The sequence below is a fragment of the Desulfovibrio sp. Huiquan2017 genome, from assembly GCF_017351175.1.
In the GTDB taxonomy this organism is placed as follows: Bacteria; Desulfobacterota; Desulfovibrionia; order Desulfovibrionales; family Desulfovibrionaceae; genus Pseudodesulfovibrio.
Genome location: NZ_JAFMPN010000007.1, coordinates 158,384 through 175,677, shown reverse-complemented (window position 1 = coordinate 175,677; position 17,294 = coordinate 158,384). Strand labels below are relative to the sequence as shown.

Here is a 17,294-nt window from a genome sequence, read left to right as displayed (position 1 = left end):
GCCGCGGGGTCAGGCGTTCGCATGGCGCGGTGAACCGGCCATGGTGCAGGTATTCTTGCCCTTGGATTTGGAGACGTACATGGCCTGGTCCGCGTTTCGAATCAGGGTTTCGGCGGAATCGCCGTGCTCCGGGTACACGGCCACGCCCACGCTGGCGCCGATGGTCGTCGAACCGGCCTTGAGCTGGATGGGCTCGTGCAGCACGGACACGATCTTCTCACCCACCAGGGCCGCAGCCTCCACGTTGGCCACCTCGTGTAGCAGCACGGCGAATTCGTCGCCGCCCAGCCGGGACACGGTGTCGGATTGGCGCACCGTGCCGGACAGCAGGGTGCCCACTTGCTTGAGCAGTTCGTCGCCCGCGTCGTGTCCCATGGTGTCGTTGACCGACTTGAAGCCGTCCAGGTCGATATAGAGCAGGGCCAGCCTGCGTTCGTGCCGGGCGTTCAGCGTCAGGGCCGCCTCCAGACGGTCGAAGAAGAGCTTGCGGTTGGGCAGCCCGGTCAGGGCGTCGAACAGGGCGGCTGCCTCGAGTTGTTTCTGGTACAGTTGGCGCCGGGATATGGCCAGGGCCAAATGCCAGGCGCCGAAGGTCATCAAGGCGAAGAGCAGGCCGCCGCTCATGAGCAGCTTGAAGAGCAAAGAGTGGGCTTGTTCGTCGAGGATGGCGGGGGGGACCAGGGAGACGAGGACCCAAAAGCGGGGCGATTCATGCCTCGCTTCAAAGATGGTTTCGGTCGGGTCGTGCAGATGCAGGCTGAATGCCTGCATCTCCGTCAGGGGGCGTTCGACGGAAAAGGTAAACAGGCCCGGGCCGGTGCGGAACTGTCCGTGCTCTTCGTCCAGTATCCGTTTCCACTCCAGGGGTAGTTCCTTGTCGAAGCGGACGTCGCGCATCTCCGGCCACATGAATCCCCATTCCTTGCTCTTGTCCGGGTTCAGGATCCAGTAGCCCTGGCAGTTGATGAGCATGCACCCGCCCTCGGCCGGGTAGCTCGCGCGGTGGATGCGGTCCAGCAGGGCCTGGGCGTTGTAGTTGATCAGGATGATGCCCCGCTTGCGGCCCGAAGTATCGAAGACCGGGGTGCCGATGCGCAACACGGGCCTGAACGGGCGTTCTATCACTCCGTTTTCCACGTTGAGGTCCAGGGGGGAGAGGTAGATGTCTCCCCGGGCCAGGGGGATGCAGCGCTTGAAGTAGTACCGGTCGCTTTTGTCCTGAAGCTCCGCCAGGGGCACGACCCGGGACTGGCCGTCGCGATGGTTGACGCGGACCCGCTCCACGCCCTTGGCGTCGATGTAGCGGATCTGATCGTAGTTCGGGCGGTTTTTGGCCAGTTGCTCGTATTCCCGGCCCATGTCCCGGATCGCCTTCCGGTCGCCGGTGTCGAGATGCAGGGTGAGTTCGTTCTGTTTGGACAGGTACAGGATGTCGGCCACGATGCGGTCCAGCTCCCGGGCCATGGCCGAGCTTTGCAAGGCTATCGCACTGCGTTCCGAGAAACGGATTCTTTCGAGGAAGTCTTCCCGCTCGGTGTGGTAGATGAGCATCCCGCCGCCGAAGAGCAGGGCTCCGACGACCAGTGTGAGAACAAGAAATATGCGCATGCCGCCAAGGACGACCAGGTGGTTTTCCTCGTCCTTCGCGCCCTCGGCGTTTCGGTGTTTGATCTTGAAAGTCATGTGCCCGTTCCCGTGGCCCGCTCCATTTTTCCCCCTTATAACTGTGCCTTGGAAATCAGAAAAGTCAAGTGCCGAGGCGGTGTTGCCCCGCTGGCCAGGGTTCGAAACGGGTGGCTTTCGGTCGTCGATATCGTATCCCTCTCGTTAAAACAGGCTATTTCGTATGTGCTCGCCGTTTGATGGGGCTGTCGGGAAACCGCCGGGCGCGGCGCGCCGGGCACGGTTTGAATTGCGCCATGCAAGGAAAACGTGTATCCAGCCGGGACGAATACATGTCATTTATGCAACACAGAGCATGCGCTGCACTGCCAAGGAGGAATTCATGTACGTCGGACTGAAAATGCTTCGCGACTTCGTCAAGGTCACCCCCCAGACGCTGGTCAAGGACGCCCAGAAACAGCTTGAGGACAACAAGCTCTGGATGCTCCTGGTGGTGGACGACGAAGGCAAGCTGGTCGGCTACGTGCGCAAGGAAGATGTTTCAGCGGCCCTGCCCAGCATCATGACTTCCCTTGAGAAACATGAGATCACCTACCTGATGAGCAAGCTCACGGTGGAGAAGATCTACCGTACGGACATCAAGACCGTGGCCCCGGAGACGGAGATCGAGGGCGCGGCCGACATGATGTACGAGATGAACCTTGCCGGGCTGGCCGTGGTCGATGCCGACGGTGAACTCATCGGCTACATCAACCGCAACGTCATGCTCGACGTCCTGGCCGAGCAGATGGGCTACCGTGAGGGCGGCAGCCGCCTGACCCTTGAGGTCGAGGACCGTTCCGGCGTGCTTTACGAGGTCGCCGGGGTCATCGCCAACATGAAGATTTCCATCATTTCCACCGGCACCTTCTTTTACAACGGGCGCCGTGTCGTGGTCGTCCGTATGGACGCCGAGGACCCGTCCCTGGTCGCCGCCGCGCTTGAGGACCGGGGCTATAAGGTGGTCACTGCCGTGGATTTCGAGGAGGAGTGGACCTAGGTCCGATCGGCCTGGTCCGGGCGCGTTTCGGCTTTTACCGGCGGACCGCACGAAGGCCGGCGGGAACCTCGGGTTTCCTGGCCGTGATAGAACGGGGCCAGCTTGCCCCCCTTGTCTACAAAGGCGTTGCTTCGCTTGAGGCCGCGCCTTTTTTCGTGGCGCGGGAACCCCGCGCGCCCCGGACCGGTTCTGGAAACGCTCCCCTCGCATGGACGGCTCGCCGGAATTTCCTGTGGAAAGCGGGACGCGGAGAGTGGTGGAAAAAACAGCGCATCTGTCGTAGCGTGACAAGAACAGAGCCGGGCGGACCGTTCCGTACGCGACGGCGCGACGACAATTTTCCAACGGGATTCGGGGGCGCATCCATGTACTATACCGAATATGAAACGGAGCCGCGCGAGAAGCGGATGAAGCGCAAGTGGAAAGGCGTGAAGGACGTGCTCATGGCGGCGGAGCGGTCTTCGGGCGAGTTCCAGGCCCGGCTGCGGAGCCTGGGGGCGTGCGCCAAGGATTTCAAGGACTGGGACGACTACGCCAAGATCCCGCCTCTGCGCAAGAAGGATGTCGTCAAATGGCAGCGGGAGCATGGCATAGGTTGGTTTTTGGCCGTCCGGCCCGGGGAGCTTTCGCGCATCTATCAGTCGCCCGGCCCGATCTATGATCCCGAGGGCCGCGAACCGGACTACTGGGCCTGGTCCGAGGGCTTTTTCGCGGCGGGCTTCCGGCCCGGAGACCTTGCGCAGATGACCTTTTCCTACCATATGACCCCGGCCGGACATATGTTCGAGGAGCCGTTGCGGGACATTGGCTGCGCGGTCGTCCCGGCCGGTCCGGGCAACACCGGCGAGCAGATCGAGCTGCTGACCCGATTGCCGGTCAACGCCTTCATCGGCATGGCCAGCTACCTGAAGATCATCGGCGAAAGGGCCGTGGCCACCGGGCTCGATCCGCTGGAGGATTTCCATCTGGAGAAGGCCTATGTGGCGGCCGAGCCGCTGTCGGAAAGCCTGCGCGCCGAGTTGGAGGCGATGTTCGGCATCACCGTCCGCCAAGGATACGGCACGGCGGATGTGGGCTGCATCGCCTACGAGTGCCGGGAACTCGGCGGCATGCACCTGTCCAACTACCGGCACGTGGAGATATGCGACCCGGACACCGGCCTGCCCGTGCCCGACGGCGAGGTGGGCGAGGTGGTCGTCACCCCGTTTTTCACCGATTATCCGCTGGTCCGCCTGGCCACGGGCGACCTGTCGTCCATGGACCTGGGGCCATGCGCGTGTGGGCGCACGGCCAGAAAACTTGCCGGATGGAAAGGCCGGGCCGACGATACGGCCAAGGTCAAGGGCCAGTTCGTCTACCCTGGTCAGGCCGCTGTGGTTTTTTCTCGATTCCCGGCCATTTCCGGCTGGCAGATTCAGGTCAAACGTGTTAATGACAACGACGTAATTGTGGTTGTGGCCGAAACGGCGCAACCTTTCGATACGGAAAGCTTTGAGGCCGACTTCCAGGCCTCGATGAAATTGCGACCTGTCGTCGAGACCTGCGTTCCCGGCACGCTGCCGGAGGATGCCCCCCGTCTCGTCAATGAAAGAACTTTCGATTAAACCCGGCTGTCAGGGCCGGGATTGCGGTCCTAATCGAAGTGGGCGGTGCCATGCGAGCACCGCCCTTTTTCTTGTGGCGCGGCTTGCGATAGCGGGTGTCCGCACGCTTCCCGGGGGGGCTCATGCACGCGGGGGACACTGCGGTCGCTCTCCCCTCGGGAGATGCGTATCCGTCCCCTCCGCCCAAGCTTGGCGGCGCGCGGGTGCGAAGGGGTGAGCTTGTGAGCCGCTGCCCGGGTGCAGGCTGGGCCCCGAAGGCGTTCCAGGGTGGATGGGGGCTTTCCCGTTTGAAAGCCGAAGGACGTAGCGGGGAGGCCTTTCCGATCGGAAAGCACCGGCCGCCCCGTTCGGCCCGCGTTCTGGCCGATCGGCCTTTGGGAGTGGTCCCGTCAGCCGCAAGACGCAAAAAAAGCCCGGGACCGAAGCGTATTGCAATACGCGAGGGTCCGGGCTTTTTCCGCGACGTGGCGGATGGCGTCGTTGCGGGCTAGCAGCCGCAGGAGCCGGTGCCGCAGGAGGAGCATCCGCAACCCCCGCCGCCGATCTGGTTTTCGGAGGAGACCTGGAAGCCGTAGGGGGTCATGTCGATGGACACGGCGCCCGAAGCCTGGACCAGTTCTTCGTTGATCAGGAAGGTGAAGTCTCCCTGCTCCACGGACTTGTCGCCTTCACGCAACTCGTCCAGGGCCAGGGACAGGCGCGGGCCGGAGCAACCGCCGTCGGCCAGATGCACCCGGATGGGCTGCACATCCTTATCCTCGAAATATTTGGTCAGTTCGTTCAGAGCCGATTCGGTAACTGTAATCATGTCGTTTTCTCCTGGGGTGGGTTTCGTTACCCAAGACAATAAGGATACTCTATTCGATGTAAAGAGAAAAACGATGCAAGATCTTTGGAAACCACCTCAACCTGCCGAAATCCCGCCCAAAAAAATCCGAAATTTTGTTCCGACGACCCGTGCGACGACCACCCGGCTTCCGGACGGAGGCGGGCCGAACGGCGGGAAGCTTCCCCGCAAGACGCGAAAAAAAGCCCGGGACCGAAGCGTATTGAACATACGCGATGGTCCGGGCTTTTTGTTATCCATCCGGGGCGCAGGGGTGTGTACGGCTCGAAGACTCGCCGACAATTCTCCCGGCGCGGCGGATCGCCGCTTGTCGCCGGCTAGCAGCCGCAGCCGCCGGAACCGGCGGAGGAGCAGGAACTCGATGAGGAGCAGGAGCAGCTGTCGCCGCCGCTGACCGGGTTCTGGGACTCCACGACGAATCCGTAGTAGGTCATGTCGATTTTGATATCGCCGGTCTGAGCCAGCAGGTCCTTTTCCACGAGGAAGGTGAATCCACCGGCCTCGGACACCTCGTCCTTGTCGTTAGGCTCATCCAGAGCCAAAGTCAGGCGCGGGCCCGCTCAGCCGCCCGCCGCGAGGTACACGCGGATGGGGGTCGCTTCCTTTTCCTGGAAGTAGCCTTCGAGCTGCTTCCGGGCAGCATCGGTGACTTCAATCATTATAATGCCTCCTAATTTGGGTCGGGGAATGAAGAGGTAAGATCAATAACATCCTTTGTCAAATCGAAACTGTCCATGGTCGGCGGCGGAGTTGACCGTACATGGGGGATGGGCTAGTTTTCTACGTTCCTTCAACCGCCAAGCCCTGTGAGGCCGAGATGATGAAAGACTGCGGTACCATATTGTCCGAAAAGGAGATGAGCCGGACCCTGGAACGGCTGGCCATCGAGATATACGAGCGCCGGGGCGACGACGCGTCCCTGGCCATCCTGGGCATCCAGCGCCGGGGCGCGGATCTGGCCGAACGGCTGAAAAAGCTGCTGGACGAGCGGCTGGGCCGCAAGATCCCCCTGGGCAAGCTGGACATCAACCTGTACCGCGACGATTGGACCACCAATCTGGAGTTGGCCCCGACCATCAACTGTTCGGAGATCGGCTTCGAGGTGGAAGGCACCTCCATGGTGCTGGTGGACGATGTGCTCTATTCCGGCCGGACCATCCGGGCCGCGCTGGAGGCCATCCTCGACTACGGCCGCCCCAAGCGGGTGGAGCTGTTGGTCTTGGTGGACCGGGGACACCGCGAGTTTCCTATACAGGCGGACTATGTGGGCAAAAAGGTGGATACCCTGGGCGATGAACACGTCAACGTGCTGGTGACCGAGCGCGACGGCGAGGATCGGGTCTGCCTGGTACGGGGCGAGTAGGATGTCCTTCACTCCGATCCAGCGCGAGGAGGTCAAGCGGCCGTGCATCACCTTGGTGGGCATGGCCGGGGCGGGCAAGTCCACCCTGGGCGGGCTTTTGGCCCGGCGGCTCGGCTGGAGCCAGCTCGACACGGACCGCTACATGGAGTCCTATTACGGGCTTTCCCTTCAGCGGATCATGGACACATACGGCCTGGAGGATTTTTTGCGCATCGAGGAACGGCTCGTTTCGGAGCTGACCCTGACGCGCACGGTCATATCCACGGGCGGCTCGGTCATCTATGGCCCCGAGGCCGTTCAGCGTCTCAAGGAACTCGGCCCGGTCGTCCTGCTCGACATCGACGAGACCACATTTTTCGAGCGCGTGGGCGACGGCGAGAATCGCGGCCTGGCCATCGGCCCGGGCAAGACCATGCGCGACCTGTACAATGAACGGCTGCCGTTGTACCGCAAGGCCGCCGACCTGACGGTCCGCACGGACCAATGCGCTCCCGAGGAGTGCGTGGACCAGATACTCCAACATATCAAGATCGCATGAACAAACTGACTCCCAAGGCCGCCTTCCGCAAGCTGGCCGCCATATACGACAAGATGGTCGTCCGCTACGACGAGGTGGCCGGACCCATCGGCATGACCTGCGACGGCTGTGGCGACAACTGCTGCCTGTCCTTCTTCCAGCACCACACCTACGTGGAGTGGGCCTATATGTGGGAGGGGCTGAACCGCCTTCCGGCCGACCGCCTCGAAGCGATCAGGGAGCGCGCCCGGGACTACGTGGACCGGGCCCAGCTCGCCCTGGCGCGCGGTGAGCGTCCGCACATCATGTGTCCGCTGAACATCGACGAGAAGCAGGGCATTTGCGGCCTGTACGACCATCGGCTGATGATCTGCCGCATGCACGGCGTGCCCAATCTGCTGACCCGCAACACGGGGCAGGAAGTCCGCTTTCCCGGCTGCTACCGCTGCCAGGAATTGACCGGGGATATGGAGGAGGTTCCGTTTGTGGACCGCACCCCCCTCTACAGGGACCTGGTCATGCTGGAGATGCAGTTCGTGGGCAAGAACCTGCGCGTACTGCCGAAAGTGGACCATACCATCGCCGAAATGATCATCATCGGACCGCCGCGATTGAAATAATTCCCCGCAGGCGAAGCGGGTAAGGCCGTCGGAAGGAGTTCCGGCGGCCTTTTTTTGCGTGGTCTGGATTTTTTCCGCTTCCGGGAGTAGGGGAAAATCATGAGGAAAGTGCTCGTCTGCATCGCCCTGTTGCTCGCGCTGGCCGTCGGAGCCGCGGCCGACGAACGGCCTTTGCCCGTGGCGGCATTTCCGTCCGTGGCGGCGGGCGAGTACCACGGCAACCGCAATTCGCGCATCTTTCATCGACCGGGTTGCCGGTATTACAACTGCAAACATTGCGTCGTGGTCTTCGTCTCGCGGCAGGCCGCATTGGAAGCCGGTTTCCGGCCGTGCAAGGTCTGCAAGCCGTAGGCGCTCAGACCGACAGCGGAAAGCCCGCCTTGGCGAAGGTGAACTGGCCCGCCTGGAGCAGGGCTATCTCATTCTGGCGGGCGGAAATCTGGAGTTCCTTTTCGTCGTCGGGCAGTGCGGAATCCCAGATGTGGACGATCTCGGCGCGGACCACGTTGATGCGCGCCTCCAGCCGGTCCAGGGTGAAGGTGCCGTGCTTGATGGGCTCGATGGCCGCCTCGCGGAAGGCCCGGATGGCCTCGTCCGATATTTCGATGGTGTCGCCGGGCCATGCCTGTCCCGGTTCCTGTTCGGCCGTTTCGGGCCACGGCTCGAAGATCGAACCGCCCTCGATTTGCGTGGTGTCCATTTCTATGTACATGACCTTCCTCCGTGATGGTCGCGTACAGTTCCTATCGGACGTCTCTCGATAAAACTTGATGTTCAATGTCGGGCCGGGTTGACGACGGGCTCACTCGGGGCTACCCCCATGATCGTGCGCTCTTGGCCGCGCCAAACGGTTTTGCCCTGTCGCCGCGTCCGGCGATCCCCATTCCCCCGCACTCGGAGCGAGTCATGAATACTAGGTCGTGTGACATCTCGTCCCTATGGGGCGACGGCTACAAGATTCCCTGGAACGATCCCGCGTTCAGCGCGCGCATCCTCAAGGAACACCTGTCCCAGGCGCATGACCTGGCCAGCCGCAAGCGGGCGTTCGTCGAGACCCAGTCGGCCTGGATAGCGGACCATTTCCCGGTGCCCAAGCCCACCGTGCTCGACCTCGGTTGCGGCCCCGGCCTGTACGCCCAAATCCTGGCTTCGCGCTGCGCCCGGTATGTGGGGCTGGACTTCAGCCCGGCCTCCATCGACCACGCCCGGCGCAACGGACCGGCCAACGGGGAATTTCGCCTGGCCGACGTGACCGAGGCGGATTTTGGCGGCCCCTTCAACCTGGTGATGATGTTATATGGCGAGTTCAACGTGTTCCCGCCGGCCCAGGCCCGCGCCTTACTGGCCAAGGCGCACGACGCCCTTGCTCCCGGTGGCCTGTTGCTCGTCGAGCGGCAGCGTTTCGCGGCCGTGCGCGACGTGGGCCGGGGGGCCGACAGCGAGGTCCGCGCCCCCGGGGGCGGGCTGTTCGCGGACGCCCCCTACGTCTGCCTGACCGAAAACCGTTGGTTCGAGGAGGAGGGCGTGGCCCAACAGCGTTTTTTCGTGCGCGTGGAGGGCCGGACGGAGCCGTTGCGCTACCGCTCCACCACCAAGGCGTGGACCGGGGAGGAGATGGCGGCCCTGCTCCGCGAGGCGGGCCTTTGCGGCGTGACCGTTCACCCGGACTGGCCTCAGCCCGGTGGCGACATGGCCCTGGTCACGGCCCGCAAGCCGTCCTGACCGCGCAGGCCGGCGGGGGCATCCGTCAGATCTCGTGAAGTTGGGCGGGGATGTCCCCTTGCAGAAAGCCGATGAAGTCGGTGACGCCGTGCCTGCGGGCATAAACGTAGTTGGCGGTCCAGGCCGCGAAAGTCATCCGGCGGCCGTAGACCTTGTATCGTCGCCCCGGTCCGGCGAAGTCCCAACCGAAGAAGGTGGCCACCGAGGGGTGGATGGGCTGTTCGAATTCCGGGAACGGGTCGCCGAGGGCCGCCAGGGCGTCGGCGTCCGGCCTGGGCAGACCGAGTTCGCGCAGCACGCCGCGCGCCGCATGGTCCATGAGCCGGGCGCCGGGATGGTTGACCGTGTTGAAGAGCTGCTCGCGTCCGTGGAATTCCTCGATGAGCGACGTGTACTTGACCGGGGTGAGGGCCTCGCGTTCGCGCTCTCGGCGCAGGCTCCCTTCTCGGAGCGCCGCCAGGTCGAGTTTGGTGACCAGATTGGCGCGCAGGTAGAGCAGGGTGGCCTCGTCCGCGGTCAGCCCTGCGTCGATGTAGCCGTCGAGCAGTTCGCAGCGGTAGTCGAACCCGGCCCGGCCCGACCAGGTGGGCCAGTAGCCCTTGAAGAACATGTTCGGCACGCACAGGGCGCGGGCATGATCCGGCAGTTTGCCGATCAGCGTTTCCGAAGCCAGTTCGCCCCAGGTGGGGCCGAGGTACTGGTAGAGGAACAGCGAACAGCGGGTCAGGTCGGCTTCGGGAATGGGCTCGCGCACGTAGTTGGTATACAGGCGGCATTCGTAGCGTTCGCGGAACGCCGGACAGCAGTCCAGTCGCGCCTGGAGCGGTTCGCCCTGGCAGTTGGCATGGATAAGGCAGAGTTCCCGGGCCATGGATGTCCTCAAAGTTGAGATAAATTGCCGAACCTTTTCATATGGATAGCATGTAATCGGCGACGGCGCAACGGGCCTTGCGGGTTTACAGCCGCCTATTGGCCGGTGTATGCCTCCCGGACTGAAAAATAACCACCAAGGAACGCCCCATGGAAGCAGCATTCAAGCGGATACTCGATGAAATCACCCCTGTGGACCGCACCCCCGAAGCCGGGGGCCAGGCCCATATCGACAACCTGACCAAACCCGTGGGCAGCCTTGGCCGACTTGAGGAGCTGGCCTTGCAGCTCTACCTCATCCAGGGCGGGCAGCCGCCCCAGTCCGATCCCATGCGGGTCTATACCGTGGCCGGGGATCATGGGGTCAATGCCGAGGGCGTGTCGCCCTACCCCCAGGAGGTCACCCGCCAGATGGTCCTCAATTTTCTGGCCGACGGCGCGGGCATCAACGTCCTGGCCAAGACCGTGGGAGCCGAACTCTTCGTGGTGGACGCGGGTTGCTGCGGCGGCCCGTTTGACGACCATCCGGCCCTGATCCAGGCCAAGGTCGCGCCCGGCACGGCCAATCTGGCCCAAGGCCCTGCCATGACCCGCGAACAGTGCCTTGAAGCCCTGCTTCTCGGCGTGTCCCTGGCCGACCGCGCCCACGCGGACGGCGTCAAGGTGCTCGGTACCGGCGACATGGGCATTTCCAACACCACGCCGTCCACGGCCCTGTACGCGGCCTATCTCGGCTTGGACCCGGCGAGCCTGACCGGTCCCGGCGCGGGCTTGGACCCGGCGAATCTCCCGGCCAAGACCGCCGTCATCCGGCGCGGGCTTGAAGCCAACAAGGCGGCCGTCGCTTCCGGCGATCCCGTGGACATTCTCGCCGCCCTGGGCGGGCTCGAAATCGCCGCTTTGGCCGGACTGGTCCTGGGCGGGGCCAAAAATCACCAGCTCGTCTGCGTGGACGGCTTCATCTCCACCGCCGCCTACCTGGCGGCCTGGAAGATCCGCCCGGCGGTCAAGGACTACTGCCTGCTCAGTCACGCCTCGGCCGAGCCCGGTTATGCCGCCGTCACTCGCGCCATGGGCGTCACTCCCTACCTTCACCTCGGCTTCCGCCTCGGCGAGGGCACCGGCGCGGCCTGTGCCATGTTCCTGGTCCGCGCCGCCGCCAACGTCTTCAACCAGATGGCCACCTTCGCTTCAGCGGGCGTGTCCGAGAGCCGGTAGGCCCCGGCCGCCCGGAATCCCCGCCCCGGCCAACGGCCGGAGCGGGGCGAGGTCTTTACCTATTTCCAGACCGTTGCGGCAAGTTCCGTGATAAAACGGATTTTCGCCCACTGTTGTTCCTCGCTCAGCGTGTTGCCTTCCTCGGTGGAGGAAAAGCCGCATTGGGGGCTGAGGCAGAGTTGGTTGATGGGGACGACGGCCGCCGCCTCGTCGATGCGCGCGAGCACGTCTTCAGCCTTTTCCAGCTCGCCGGTCTTGGAGGAAACAAGCCCCAGAACCACTTGCTGGTCGCGGATGTGCCGCAGGGGGGCGAAGTCCCCGGCGCGGTCCGTGTCGTATTCGAGGAAGAAGCCGTCCAGGCGCCCGTTGGCGAACAGTTGCGGGGCCACCGGCTCGTATCCGCCGCTGGAAAACCAAGTGGAGCGGTAGTTGCCCCGGCAGATGTGCATGGTCACCGTCATGTCGGCCGGGCGTTCGGCTATGGCCGCGTTGAGGATGTCCACATATCGTTCGGCCAGCCCGTCGGGGTCTATGCCCCGTTCTCGCATGGCCGCCCGTTGTTCGACGGAGCAGAGGGCTCCCCAACTGGTATCGTCCAATTGCAGGTAGCGGCATCCCGCGTTGTAAAAGGCGGCCACGGCGTCGCGGTACGCCTGGACGATGCCCTCGGTGAAGGCGTTCTCCGTGGGGTAAAAGGCGGGCCGGGCGAACCGCTCGTCCCGGACGGCCAGCACGAAGTGAAGCATGGCCGGGGAGGGGATGGTCATCTTGGCCGTGTGGGTTCCGGCGCAATCCCGCAGGAAGGCGAAATGTTCCAGCATGGGGTGGGCGCCGAACCGGATTTCATCCACCAACTCCACGCTCTCCGCCCGGGTGTGGACGTCGTGGAAGGCGAACCCCGTGCTGGTCGTCTTTTTCCGCAGGCCGTCCAGCCCGGCGAAGAAGTCCAGATGCCACCAACTGCGGCGGAATTCGCCGTCCGTGACGGCCCGCAGGCCGCAGGCCTTTTGTTTCTCCACCAGGTCCCGGATGGCCGCGTCCTCCGCGGCGCGCAGGTCGTCTTCGGATATTTCCCCGGCCTGCAGGCGCAGACGGGCGGTCCTGACGGATTCCGGGCGCAGGAAACTGCCGACGTGGTCCGCCCGGAACGGGGGCAGATCGCGGGTCGTGGCGGATGCGAATGTTTTGGTCATGGTCTTTTCCTTTTTGTCTTGAGTTGTCGGACATGGACCCCGATTGCGTGCCGATCCTTGCGGACGGCGGCATGCCGGGGCGGCATCAGGGTAAGCCGCAAGACGGGAACGGGCTTCCGCGCGTCGGGGGCGGAAGCTGACGGATGGTTTTCATCGACTTTTTCGGGGACCGCCCATACACGGAGCCGCCCCTTCCGCCGACCTCGCGTCGGCTGTCGTGACAAGACGTCTCCTGACTCCCGGCCCGTGCGGGCCTCGCCTTCCCGCCTCGTGGGCAGTGGCTTCGGCCGGGCAATATCGGTTACAGTGGCGTGTCCGCAGCGGATTCTCACCGCTTTCCGTTTCTTGTCTTACTATATCTATATATATTGATATAGTGAAGCGCAAAGACTGTCAAGGGGGCCGTTCGTGCCTATTGACGGGCGTCATCCAAAAAATAAGGGCCGATCGGAATTTCCGGTCGGCCCTTATTCTTTGGATGAGTCGGTGCGCACTACGCATCCCCCAAGTCGGTGGAGACGGCTTGAACGATGTCGCCTCGAGTGTTGTATGTGCCCGTGGACTCGACCTTGACGAGTTCGCGGGCCACCTCGGGATTCTCCAGCACCTCGCGCTGGAGACGAACCTTGCGAATTGACTTGATCTGTTCGGACAGATTCGGGCCCTGGGTTTCCAAACCGGCAATTTCCATGATTCGTACCTCCTTCCATGGAGCATTGAACATATTTCTTGCCGCTTTTATCGGTGAATATTGGGAAACCTTTAGGGCTTTGAGCGGTCCGCGCGGCTGGCGCTCACCTAACAATTTTATCTTGTTGACTTTTTTCATATAAAGAAATGCAAATATTTATCGATGGTAGAATCGTCGTTGTCGCTTCGGCTACTTGGTTTCCCGGGCGTAGACCTCGTCGAGGATGGCCTTGCCGCCCGCTTCGAGCACCCGCCCGGCCAGGATCATGCCCAGGTCCCAGGCGTGGCGAACGTTGCCTTCGACCGTGCGACGGATGGGCGTGGAGCCGTCCACCTCCGCGACGTAGCCGGTCAGCTGGAGGGTCTCGCCTTCAATCTCGGACCAGGCCGCGATGGGCACCTGGCAGCCTCCGTCCAGCCCGGTCAGGAAGCCCCGTTCGGCCAGGACCTGATAGCGGGTGGGAGCGTGGTCCAGGAAGGCGAGCAGGCCGCGCACCTCATCATCGGCCGAGCGGAACTCGATGCCGAGCGCGCCTTGGGCCACGGCGGGCAGAAACTCCGGCGGCCCCAGGATTTCCTGCTTGGGCGCGGACATGCCCAGCCGCTTGAGCCCGGCGGTGGCCAGGACGATGGCGTCGTAATCGCCGTTCAACAGCTTGTTCAGCCGGGTGTCCAGATTGCCGCGCAGGGTTTCGATCTTGAGGTCCGGGCGCAGGGCGCAGAGCTGGGACTGGCGGCGCAGGCTCGAAGTGCCGACCACCGCGCCTTGGGGCAGCCCCTTGAGGCCGTCGTACTTGACCGAGAGCAGGGAGTCGGTGGGTTCCTCGCGTTCGGGGATGATGCCGACTTCCAGGCCTTCGGGCAGTTCGGTGGGCACGTCCTTCATGGAATGGACCGCCAACTGGGCGCGGTCGTCGAGCAGCGCCTCCTCGATCTCCTTGACGAAGAGTCCTTTGCCGCCGACTTTGGCCAGCGGCACGTCCAGAATCTTGTCTCCTCTGGTCTTGATCTTGAGCAGGTCCACGGACAGACCGGGGTGTTCGGCCTCAAGCCGGTCCTTGATGTGGTTGGCCTGCCACAGGGCCAGGGCGGAGCCTCGGGTGGCGATGGTGAGCTTTTTCATGCTGTATGTAACCTTGATCTGTGAAAGGAGAACGCTAGCCGCAACTGGAGCAGTTGCCGCCGGAGCAACCCGCGCAGCCGGATGAGGGCGCGCTGGGCGCGGCCGGGCCGGAGTCGCCCCCGGTGTCGGGTCGGAAACCGCCAACCTTGGAGCGAACGGCGCTCATGAGCTTGCCGGTGTCGGTGGATTGGCATTTGGGACAGGGCGGACAGTCGTCGCGGTCGAAGACGAGTTCCTCGAATTCGTTGCCGCATGCGTTGCACTTGTATTCGAAAATGGGCATGGCGTGCTCCGAAATGGTGTTGTGATGGGCCGGACGTTCCCGGCAGAGGGTTTCCATAGCTGAAAAGGACCGGACTGGCAACGTCGCCCCCGGCCGGCCATAAGGTAAGTCCGCATCGCGCGGTGTCCACCCCCCGGAGCGCTAAATCCGGCCTTTACACCGCGCCCCGCACCCGGCTAAGAAGATGATTGTGTGAACTCGGGGTCTTTTGCTCCGTTAAAGCCGCAGCCGAGGATTCATGAAAGACGATTTTTTTGCCCTGCATCTCGATAACGGGGACGGCGGATTGGCGTCCCCCCGGCCGTCCGGCCGGGCCTACATGGCGGGCGGCCTGGTCCGTTGCGTGTTTTCGACGGCCACCCATGTGAGAATGGGCATGGGCGCGAGCAGCCGTATCCGCGAGACCCAGGTCTTCCGTTTCGTGGAGCAGACCGGCGTGGACGATTTCGCCGGCCGTCTGCTCAGCGACCGCCACCTGCCCGTGGGCGAGGTCCAATTAATCACCCTGGACGAACTCGTGGAGGACTACGCACCCGAGCTGGCCTACTTTGAGGCACAGGCCGTTCCGGCCCTGCGCGCCCGGGGCATCCCGGAGGACGGCCCGGCCTCGGTCATCGACGCGCACGTGTTCAACGGCCTGTTCGGCCTGGGGCTGGTCTACCTGGAGCGCGGCAAGCCTGCACGGGCCTCCGCCTTGTTCTCCGACCTGGCCCGGATTTCGACCGATTTCGAGGGCAAGGACCAGTTCCTGTTCAACGACTTCGGCATCGCCCTGCGCAAGTGCGGCCTGTTCGACGAGGCCATCGCCTTTTTCCTGCGCGCGTTGGAGTTCGTCCCGGACGACGAGAACCTCTTCTACAACCTGGCTCGGGCCCACTACGAGAACGGCGACTGGACGAGCTCCCTGGATTACCTGATCCAGTCCCACAAGTTCAATCCGTCCCTGCCCGCAGCCAACGACCTGCTTGAACTCATGGTCGGTCTGGAGGGGGACGAGCGGTTGCTGGCCCGCTACGCCAAGCCGCCCGTGCCGTCCGCCGTGGCCGCCCGCGCCCGCCAGCTTTTGGCCGCAGGGTCCGGCAGGCTCAAGCTCGACGACACCCTGGTCGGCCGCCCCGTGGAGCCTGGCCGCGCCCGTTCCGGCGGCTTGGGCCACGTGGAATTCAAGCGCCACGGCGACGACGACTAGCCCGCACCGTTCCGGTTGTACGCGCCCGCATCCGAACCGTAGAGGGGGCGCGTGGCGCCGGGATGATTCCCGGCCCGCATCGCGGTGGGGCCTTCGGCTTTCCGGCCGCGACACGGCGGTTTTTCATCAAGCGGGGTGTTGTGGACTTCTCGGCTCGACATCCTCCCCTGATACGGCGTATCTGTTCTCATAAGCGCCCGTTCGACGTCTCGAGCGGCACCTATCCGCATATCCAAGGAGAACATATGCTATACCGAATTCTCTTATTCCTTCTGCTTTTCGCGCTCATGGCCGCGCCCGCCATGGCCTGCACGGATTTCGTCATCCAGGCCAAGGACGGCACGGTCGTGGGCGGGCGTTCCATGGATTTCGCCGTCGACCTTGAGGCCAAGGCGACCGTCTACCCCCGGGGGAAACAATGGACCTCGGAAGCGCCGGGCAAGAAACAGGGCTTTCAGTGGAAACAACAGTATGGTTTTGTGGGCTTTTCCGTCCTGGGCCAAGAAGCATCCACGGACGGCATGAATGAAAAGGGCCTGTCGGCCAAGCTTCTCTGGCTTCCCTCGGTCGGCTATCAGACCGTGCCCAAGGGGCAGGAGGCAAAGGCCCTGGATGTCGCCCTGGTGCCGGATTGGATCCTGGGCAGTTTTCAGACCGTGGCCGAAGTCAAGAAAGCCCTGCCCCATATGTTCGTCTGGGGCCGGGAACTCCCCGGGCTGGACAGTGTCCCGGTGCTGCACCTGGCCGTGCACGACGCGCAGGGCAACAGCATGGTGGCTGAGTGGATCGACGGCAAGTTGAACGTCTACGACAACCCGCTGGGCGTCATGACCAATGAGCCGCCTCTGCCCCACCAGTGGGCCAACCTGCGCAACTACGTCAATCTTTCGCCCATGATGCAGCCTTCGCTTGAGTTGGACGGTGTCAAGATTTCCGGCACGGGCAACGGTTCCGGCCTGCTCGGCCTGCCGGGCGACTGCACGCCGCCTTCCCGCTTCGTGCGCACCGCCGTGCTCAAGCGCTTCGCCTACCAGCCGGAAACCGGGAAGGACGCCGTGATCCTGGCCCGGCATCTGTTGCAACAGGTCGATGTCATGCCGGGCGTCAGCCGGGAGAAAACGCCCCGGGGCGAAGCCGCCGACTATACGCAGTGGACCGCCATCGAAGACCTGACCAACCGTGTGGTTTATTTCGCCGACTACAAAGATCAGACCCTGCGGGCCATCGACCTCAAGAAACTTGACTTCACCCGCTCGGACTACGCCTCCATTCCCGTGTCCATCCCCTCGGGCAACGCCATCAAGGACGTGACGCCCCGCTAAGCGGCAGCCGTCCCGACGCCCGGAAAAAACAGGGCCCGGACCATAACGGTCCGGGCCCTTTTCGTTGCGGA

General features: G+C 63.6%; 19 protein-coding genes and 1 riboswitch. Of the genes, 10 read left to right on the top strand and 9 right to left on the bottom strand.

What is annotated here, in order from left to right:
* Positions 1–9: 9 nt before the first annotated feature.
* Complete coding sequence (locus J0909_RS07620) at positions 10–1,683, bottom strand: sensor domain-containing diguanylate cyclase (protein ID WP_207261811.1); 1,674 nt, start codon at positions 1,681–1,683, stop codon at positions 10–12.
* Positions 1,684–2,005: 322 nt separating this feature from the next.
* Between J0909_RS07620 and J0909_RS07615 the strand changes: the two genes are divergently transcribed.
* Both J0909_RS07615 and J0909_RS07610 read left to right on the top strand, forming a co-directional pair.
* Positions 2,006–2,662 (top strand): CBS domain-containing protein, encoded by a 657-nt coding sequence (locus J0909_RS07615; protein WP_207261810.1) that lies wholly within the window; start codon positions 2,006–2,008, stop codon positions 2,660–2,662.
* A 365-nt stretch (positions 2,663–3,027) separates the two neighbouring features.
* Positions 3,028–4,266 carry a phenylacetate--CoA ligase family protein gene (locus J0909_RS07610; RefSeq protein ID WP_207261809.1) on the top strand — a complete coding sequence of 413 codons (1,239 nt, stop codon included), beginning with the start codon at positions 3,028–3,030 and terminating at the stop codon, positions 4,264–4,266.
* Positions 4,267–4,753: 487 nt separating this feature from the next.
* Here J0909_RS07610 and J0909_RS07605 read toward each other — a convergent pair whose 3' ends face one another.
* Together J0909_RS07605 and J0909_RS07600 are read right to left on the bottom strand one after the other, a co-directional pair.
* Positions 4,754–5,074 (bottom strand): IscA/HesB family protein, encoded by a 321-nt coding sequence (locus tag J0909_RS07605; protein WP_207261808.1) that lies wholly within the window; start codon positions 5,072–5,074, stop codon positions 4,754–4,756.
* Between the two features lie 356 nt (positions 5,075–5,430).
* Positions 5,431–5,772 carry an IscA/HesB family protein gene (locus J0909_RS07600; protein WP_286181866.1) on the bottom strand — a complete coding sequence of 114 codons (342 nt, stop codon included), beginning with the start codon at positions 5,770–5,772 and terminating at the stop codon, positions 5,431–5,433.
* A gap of 161 nt (positions 5,773–5,933) precedes the next feature.
* Here J0909_RS07600 and pyrR point away from each other — a divergent pair, with 161 nt between their 5' ends.
* The 4 genes from pyrR (at position 5,934) to J0909_RS07580 (ending at position 7,964) form a co-directional block, all read left to right on the top strand.
* Positions 5,934–6,476, top strand: coding sequence for a bifunctional pyr operon transcriptional regulator/uracil phosphoribosyltransferase PyrR (gene pyrR / locus J0909_RS07595; RefSeq protein WP_207261850.1), 543 nt, complete (start codon positions 5,934–5,936; stop codon positions 6,474–6,476).
* A 1-nt stretch (position 6,477) separates the two neighbouring features.
* Complete coding sequence (gene thrB / locus J0909_RS07590) at positions 6,478–7,014, top strand: homoserine kinase (protein ID WP_207261805.1); 537 nt, start codon at positions 6,478–6,480, stop codon at positions 7,012–7,014.
* Complete coding sequence (locus J0909_RS07585) at positions 7,011–7,613, top strand: hypothetical protein (protein WP_207261803.1); 603 nt, start codon at positions 7,011–7,013, stop codon at positions 7,611–7,613. The genes thrB and J0909_RS07585 overlap by 4 nt, the downstream gene beginning before the upstream one ends.
* A 99-nt stretch (positions 7,614–7,712) precedes the next feature.
* Positions 7,713–7,964, top strand: coding sequence for an Ada metal-binding domain-containing protein (locus tag J0909_RS07580; protein WP_207261801.1), 252 nt, complete (start codon positions 7,713–7,715; stop codon positions 7,962–7,964).
* Between the two features lie 4 nt (positions 7,965–7,968).
* Here the strand turns inward: J0909_RS07580 and J0909_RS07575 are convergent, their stop codons facing one another.
* Complete coding sequence (locus tag J0909_RS07575; RefSeq protein ID WP_207261799.1) at positions 7,969–8,325, bottom strand: hypothetical protein; 357 nt, start codon at positions 8,323–8,325, stop codon at positions 7,969–7,971.
* 194 nt (positions 8,326–8,519) lie between these two features.
* Between J0909_RS07575 and J0909_RS07570 the strand changes: the two genes are divergently transcribed.
* On the top strand, positions 8,520–9,335 hold the full coding sequence (locus tag J0909_RS07570) for a class I SAM-dependent methyltransferase (protein WP_207261797.1): 816 nt from the start codon (positions 8,520–8,522) through the stop codon (positions 9,333–9,335).
* A gap of 25 nt (positions 9,336–9,360) precedes the next feature.
* On the opposite strand, the gene J0909_RS07565 is transcribed toward J0909_RS07570, so the two are convergent.
* The gene (locus tag J0909_RS07565) at positions 9,361–10,206 is read right to left on the bottom strand and encodes a WcbI family polysaccharide biosynthesis putative acetyltransferase (RefSeq protein ID WP_207261795.1); all 846 of its coding nucleotides are present in this window, start codon (positions 10,204–10,206) and stop codon (positions 9,361–9,363) included.
* A 149-nt stretch (positions 10,207–10,355) separates the two neighbouring features.
* On the opposite strand from J0909_RS07565, the gene cobT reads away from it, so the two are divergent.
* Positions 10,356–11,423: a nicotinate-nucleotide--dimethylbenzimidazole phosphoribosyltransferase gene (gene cobT / locus J0909_RS07560; protein WP_207261793.1), complete on the top strand. Its 1,068-nt coding sequence runs from the start codon at positions 10,356–10,358 to the stop codon at positions 11,421–11,423.
* Between the two features lie 59 nt (positions 11,424–11,482).
* Here the strand turns inward: cobT and J0909_RS07555 are convergent, their stop codons facing one another.
* The 4 genes from J0909_RS07555 to J0909_RS07540 form a co-directional block, all read right to left on the bottom strand.
* A complete protein-coding gene (locus J0909_RS07555) occupies positions 11,483–12,616 on the bottom strand; it encodes a 5-methyltetrahydropteroyltriglutamate--homocysteine S-methyltransferase (protein WP_207261791.1) in 1,134 nt (377 codons plus the stop codon).
* Positions 12,617–12,823: 207 nt separating this feature from the next.
* Positions 12,824–12,984, bottom strand: a riboswitch (cobalamin riboswitch).
* A 125-nt stretch (positions 12,985–13,109) separates the two neighbouring features.
* A complete protein-coding gene (locus tag J0909_RS07550) occupies positions 13,110–13,307 on the bottom strand; it encodes a hypothetical protein (RefSeq protein WP_207261790.1) in 198 nt (65 codons plus the stop codon).
* Between the two features lie 189 nt (positions 13,308–13,496).
* Positions 13,497–14,429 (bottom strand): hydroxymethylbilane synthase, encoded by a 933-nt coding sequence (gene hemC / locus J0909_RS07545; protein ID WP_207261789.1) that lies wholly within the window; start codon positions 14,427–14,429, stop codon positions 13,497–13,499.
* Positions 14,430–14,463: 34 nt separating this feature from the next.
* Positions 14,464–14,712 carry an FmdB family zinc ribbon protein gene (locus J0909_RS07540; protein ID WP_207261788.1) on the bottom strand — a complete coding sequence of 83 codons (249 nt, stop codon included), beginning with the start codon at positions 14,710–14,712 and terminating at the stop codon, positions 14,464–14,466.
* A gap of 238 nt (positions 14,713–14,950) precedes the next feature.
* On the opposite strand from J0909_RS07540, the gene J0909_RS07535 reads away from it, so the two are divergent.
* Together J0909_RS07535 and J0909_RS07530 are read left to right on the top strand one after the other, a co-directional pair.
* On the top strand, positions 14,951–15,901 hold the full coding sequence (locus tag J0909_RS07535) for a tetratricopeptide repeat protein (protein ID WP_207261787.1): 951 nt from the start codon (positions 14,951–14,953) through the stop codon (positions 15,899–15,901).
* 245 nt (positions 15,902–16,146) lie between these two features.
* On the top strand, positions 16,147–17,223 hold the full coding sequence (locus tag J0909_RS07530; RefSeq protein WP_207261775.1) for a linear amide C-N hydrolase: 1,077 nt from the start codon (positions 16,147–16,149) through the stop codon (positions 17,221–17,223).
* The last annotated feature ends 71 nt before the right edge of the window (positions 17,224–17,294 follow it).

Coding starts and splice junctions, on each gene's coding strand:
- J0909_RS07620 (WP_207261811.1), bottom strand. CDS start 1,683: ATGACTTTCAAGATCAAACACCGAAACGCCGAGGGCGCGAAGGACGAG.
- J0909_RS07615 (WP_207261810.1), top strand. CDS start 2,006: ATGTACGTCGGACTGAAAATGCTTCGCGACTTCGTCAAGGTCACCCCC.
- J0909_RS07610 (WP_207261809.1), top strand. CDS start 3,028: ATGTACTATACCGAATATGAAACGGAGCCGCGCGAGAAGCGGATGAAG.
- J0909_RS07605 (WP_207261808.1), bottom strand. CDS start 5,074: ATGATTACAGTTACCGAATCGGCTCTGAACGAACTGACCAAATATTTC.
- pyrR (WP_207261850.1), top strand. CDS start 5,934: ATGAAAGACTGCGGTACCATATTGTCCGAAAAGGAGATGAGCCGGACC.
- thrB (WP_207261805.1), top strand. CDS start 6,478: ATGTCCTTCACTCCGATCCAGCGCGAGGAGGTCAAGCGGCCGTGCATC.
- J0909_RS07585 (WP_207261803.1), top strand. CDS start 7,011: ATGAACAAACTGACTCCCAAGGCCGCCTTCCGCAAGCTGGCCGCCATA.
- J0909_RS07580 (WP_207261801.1), top strand. CDS start 7,713: ATGAGGAAAGTGCTCGTCTGCATCGCCCTGTTGCTCGCGCTGGCCGTC.
- J0909_RS07575 (WP_207261799.1), bottom strand. CDS start 8,325: ATGTACATAGAAATGGACACCACGCAAATCGAGGGCGGTTCGATCTTC.
- J0909_RS07570 (WP_207261797.1), top strand. CDS start 8,520: ATGAATACTAGGTCGTGTGACATCTCGTCCCTATGGGGCGACGGCTAC.
- J0909_RS07565 (WP_207261795.1), bottom strand. CDS start 10,206: ATGGCCCGGGAACTCTGCCTTATCCATGCCAACTGCCAGGGCGAACCG.
- cobT (WP_207261793.1), top strand. CDS start 10,356: ATGGAAGCAGCATTCAAGCGGATACTCGATGAAATCACCCCTGTGGAC.
- J0909_RS07555 (WP_207261791.1), bottom strand. CDS start 12,616: ATGACCAAAACATTCGCATCCGCCACGACCCGCGATCTGCCCCCGTTC.
- J0909_RS07550 (WP_207261790.1), bottom strand. CDS start 13,307: ATGGAAATTGCCGGTTTGGAAACCCAGGGCCCGAATCTGTCCGAACAG.
- hemC (WP_207261789.1), bottom strand. CDS start 14,429: ATGAAAAAGCTCACCATCGCCACCCGAGGCTCCGCCCTGGCCCTGTGG.
- J0909_RS07540 (WP_207261788.1), bottom strand. CDS start 14,712: ATGCCCATTTTCGAATACAAGTGCAACGCATGCGGCAACGAATTCGAG.
- J0909_RS07535 (WP_207261787.1), top strand. CDS start 14,951: ATGAAAGACGATTTTTTTGCCCTGCATCTCGATAACGGGGACGGCGGA.
- J0909_RS07530 (WP_207261775.1), top strand. CDS start 16,147: ATGCTATACCGAATTCTCTTATTCCTTCTGCTTTTCGCGCTCATGGCC.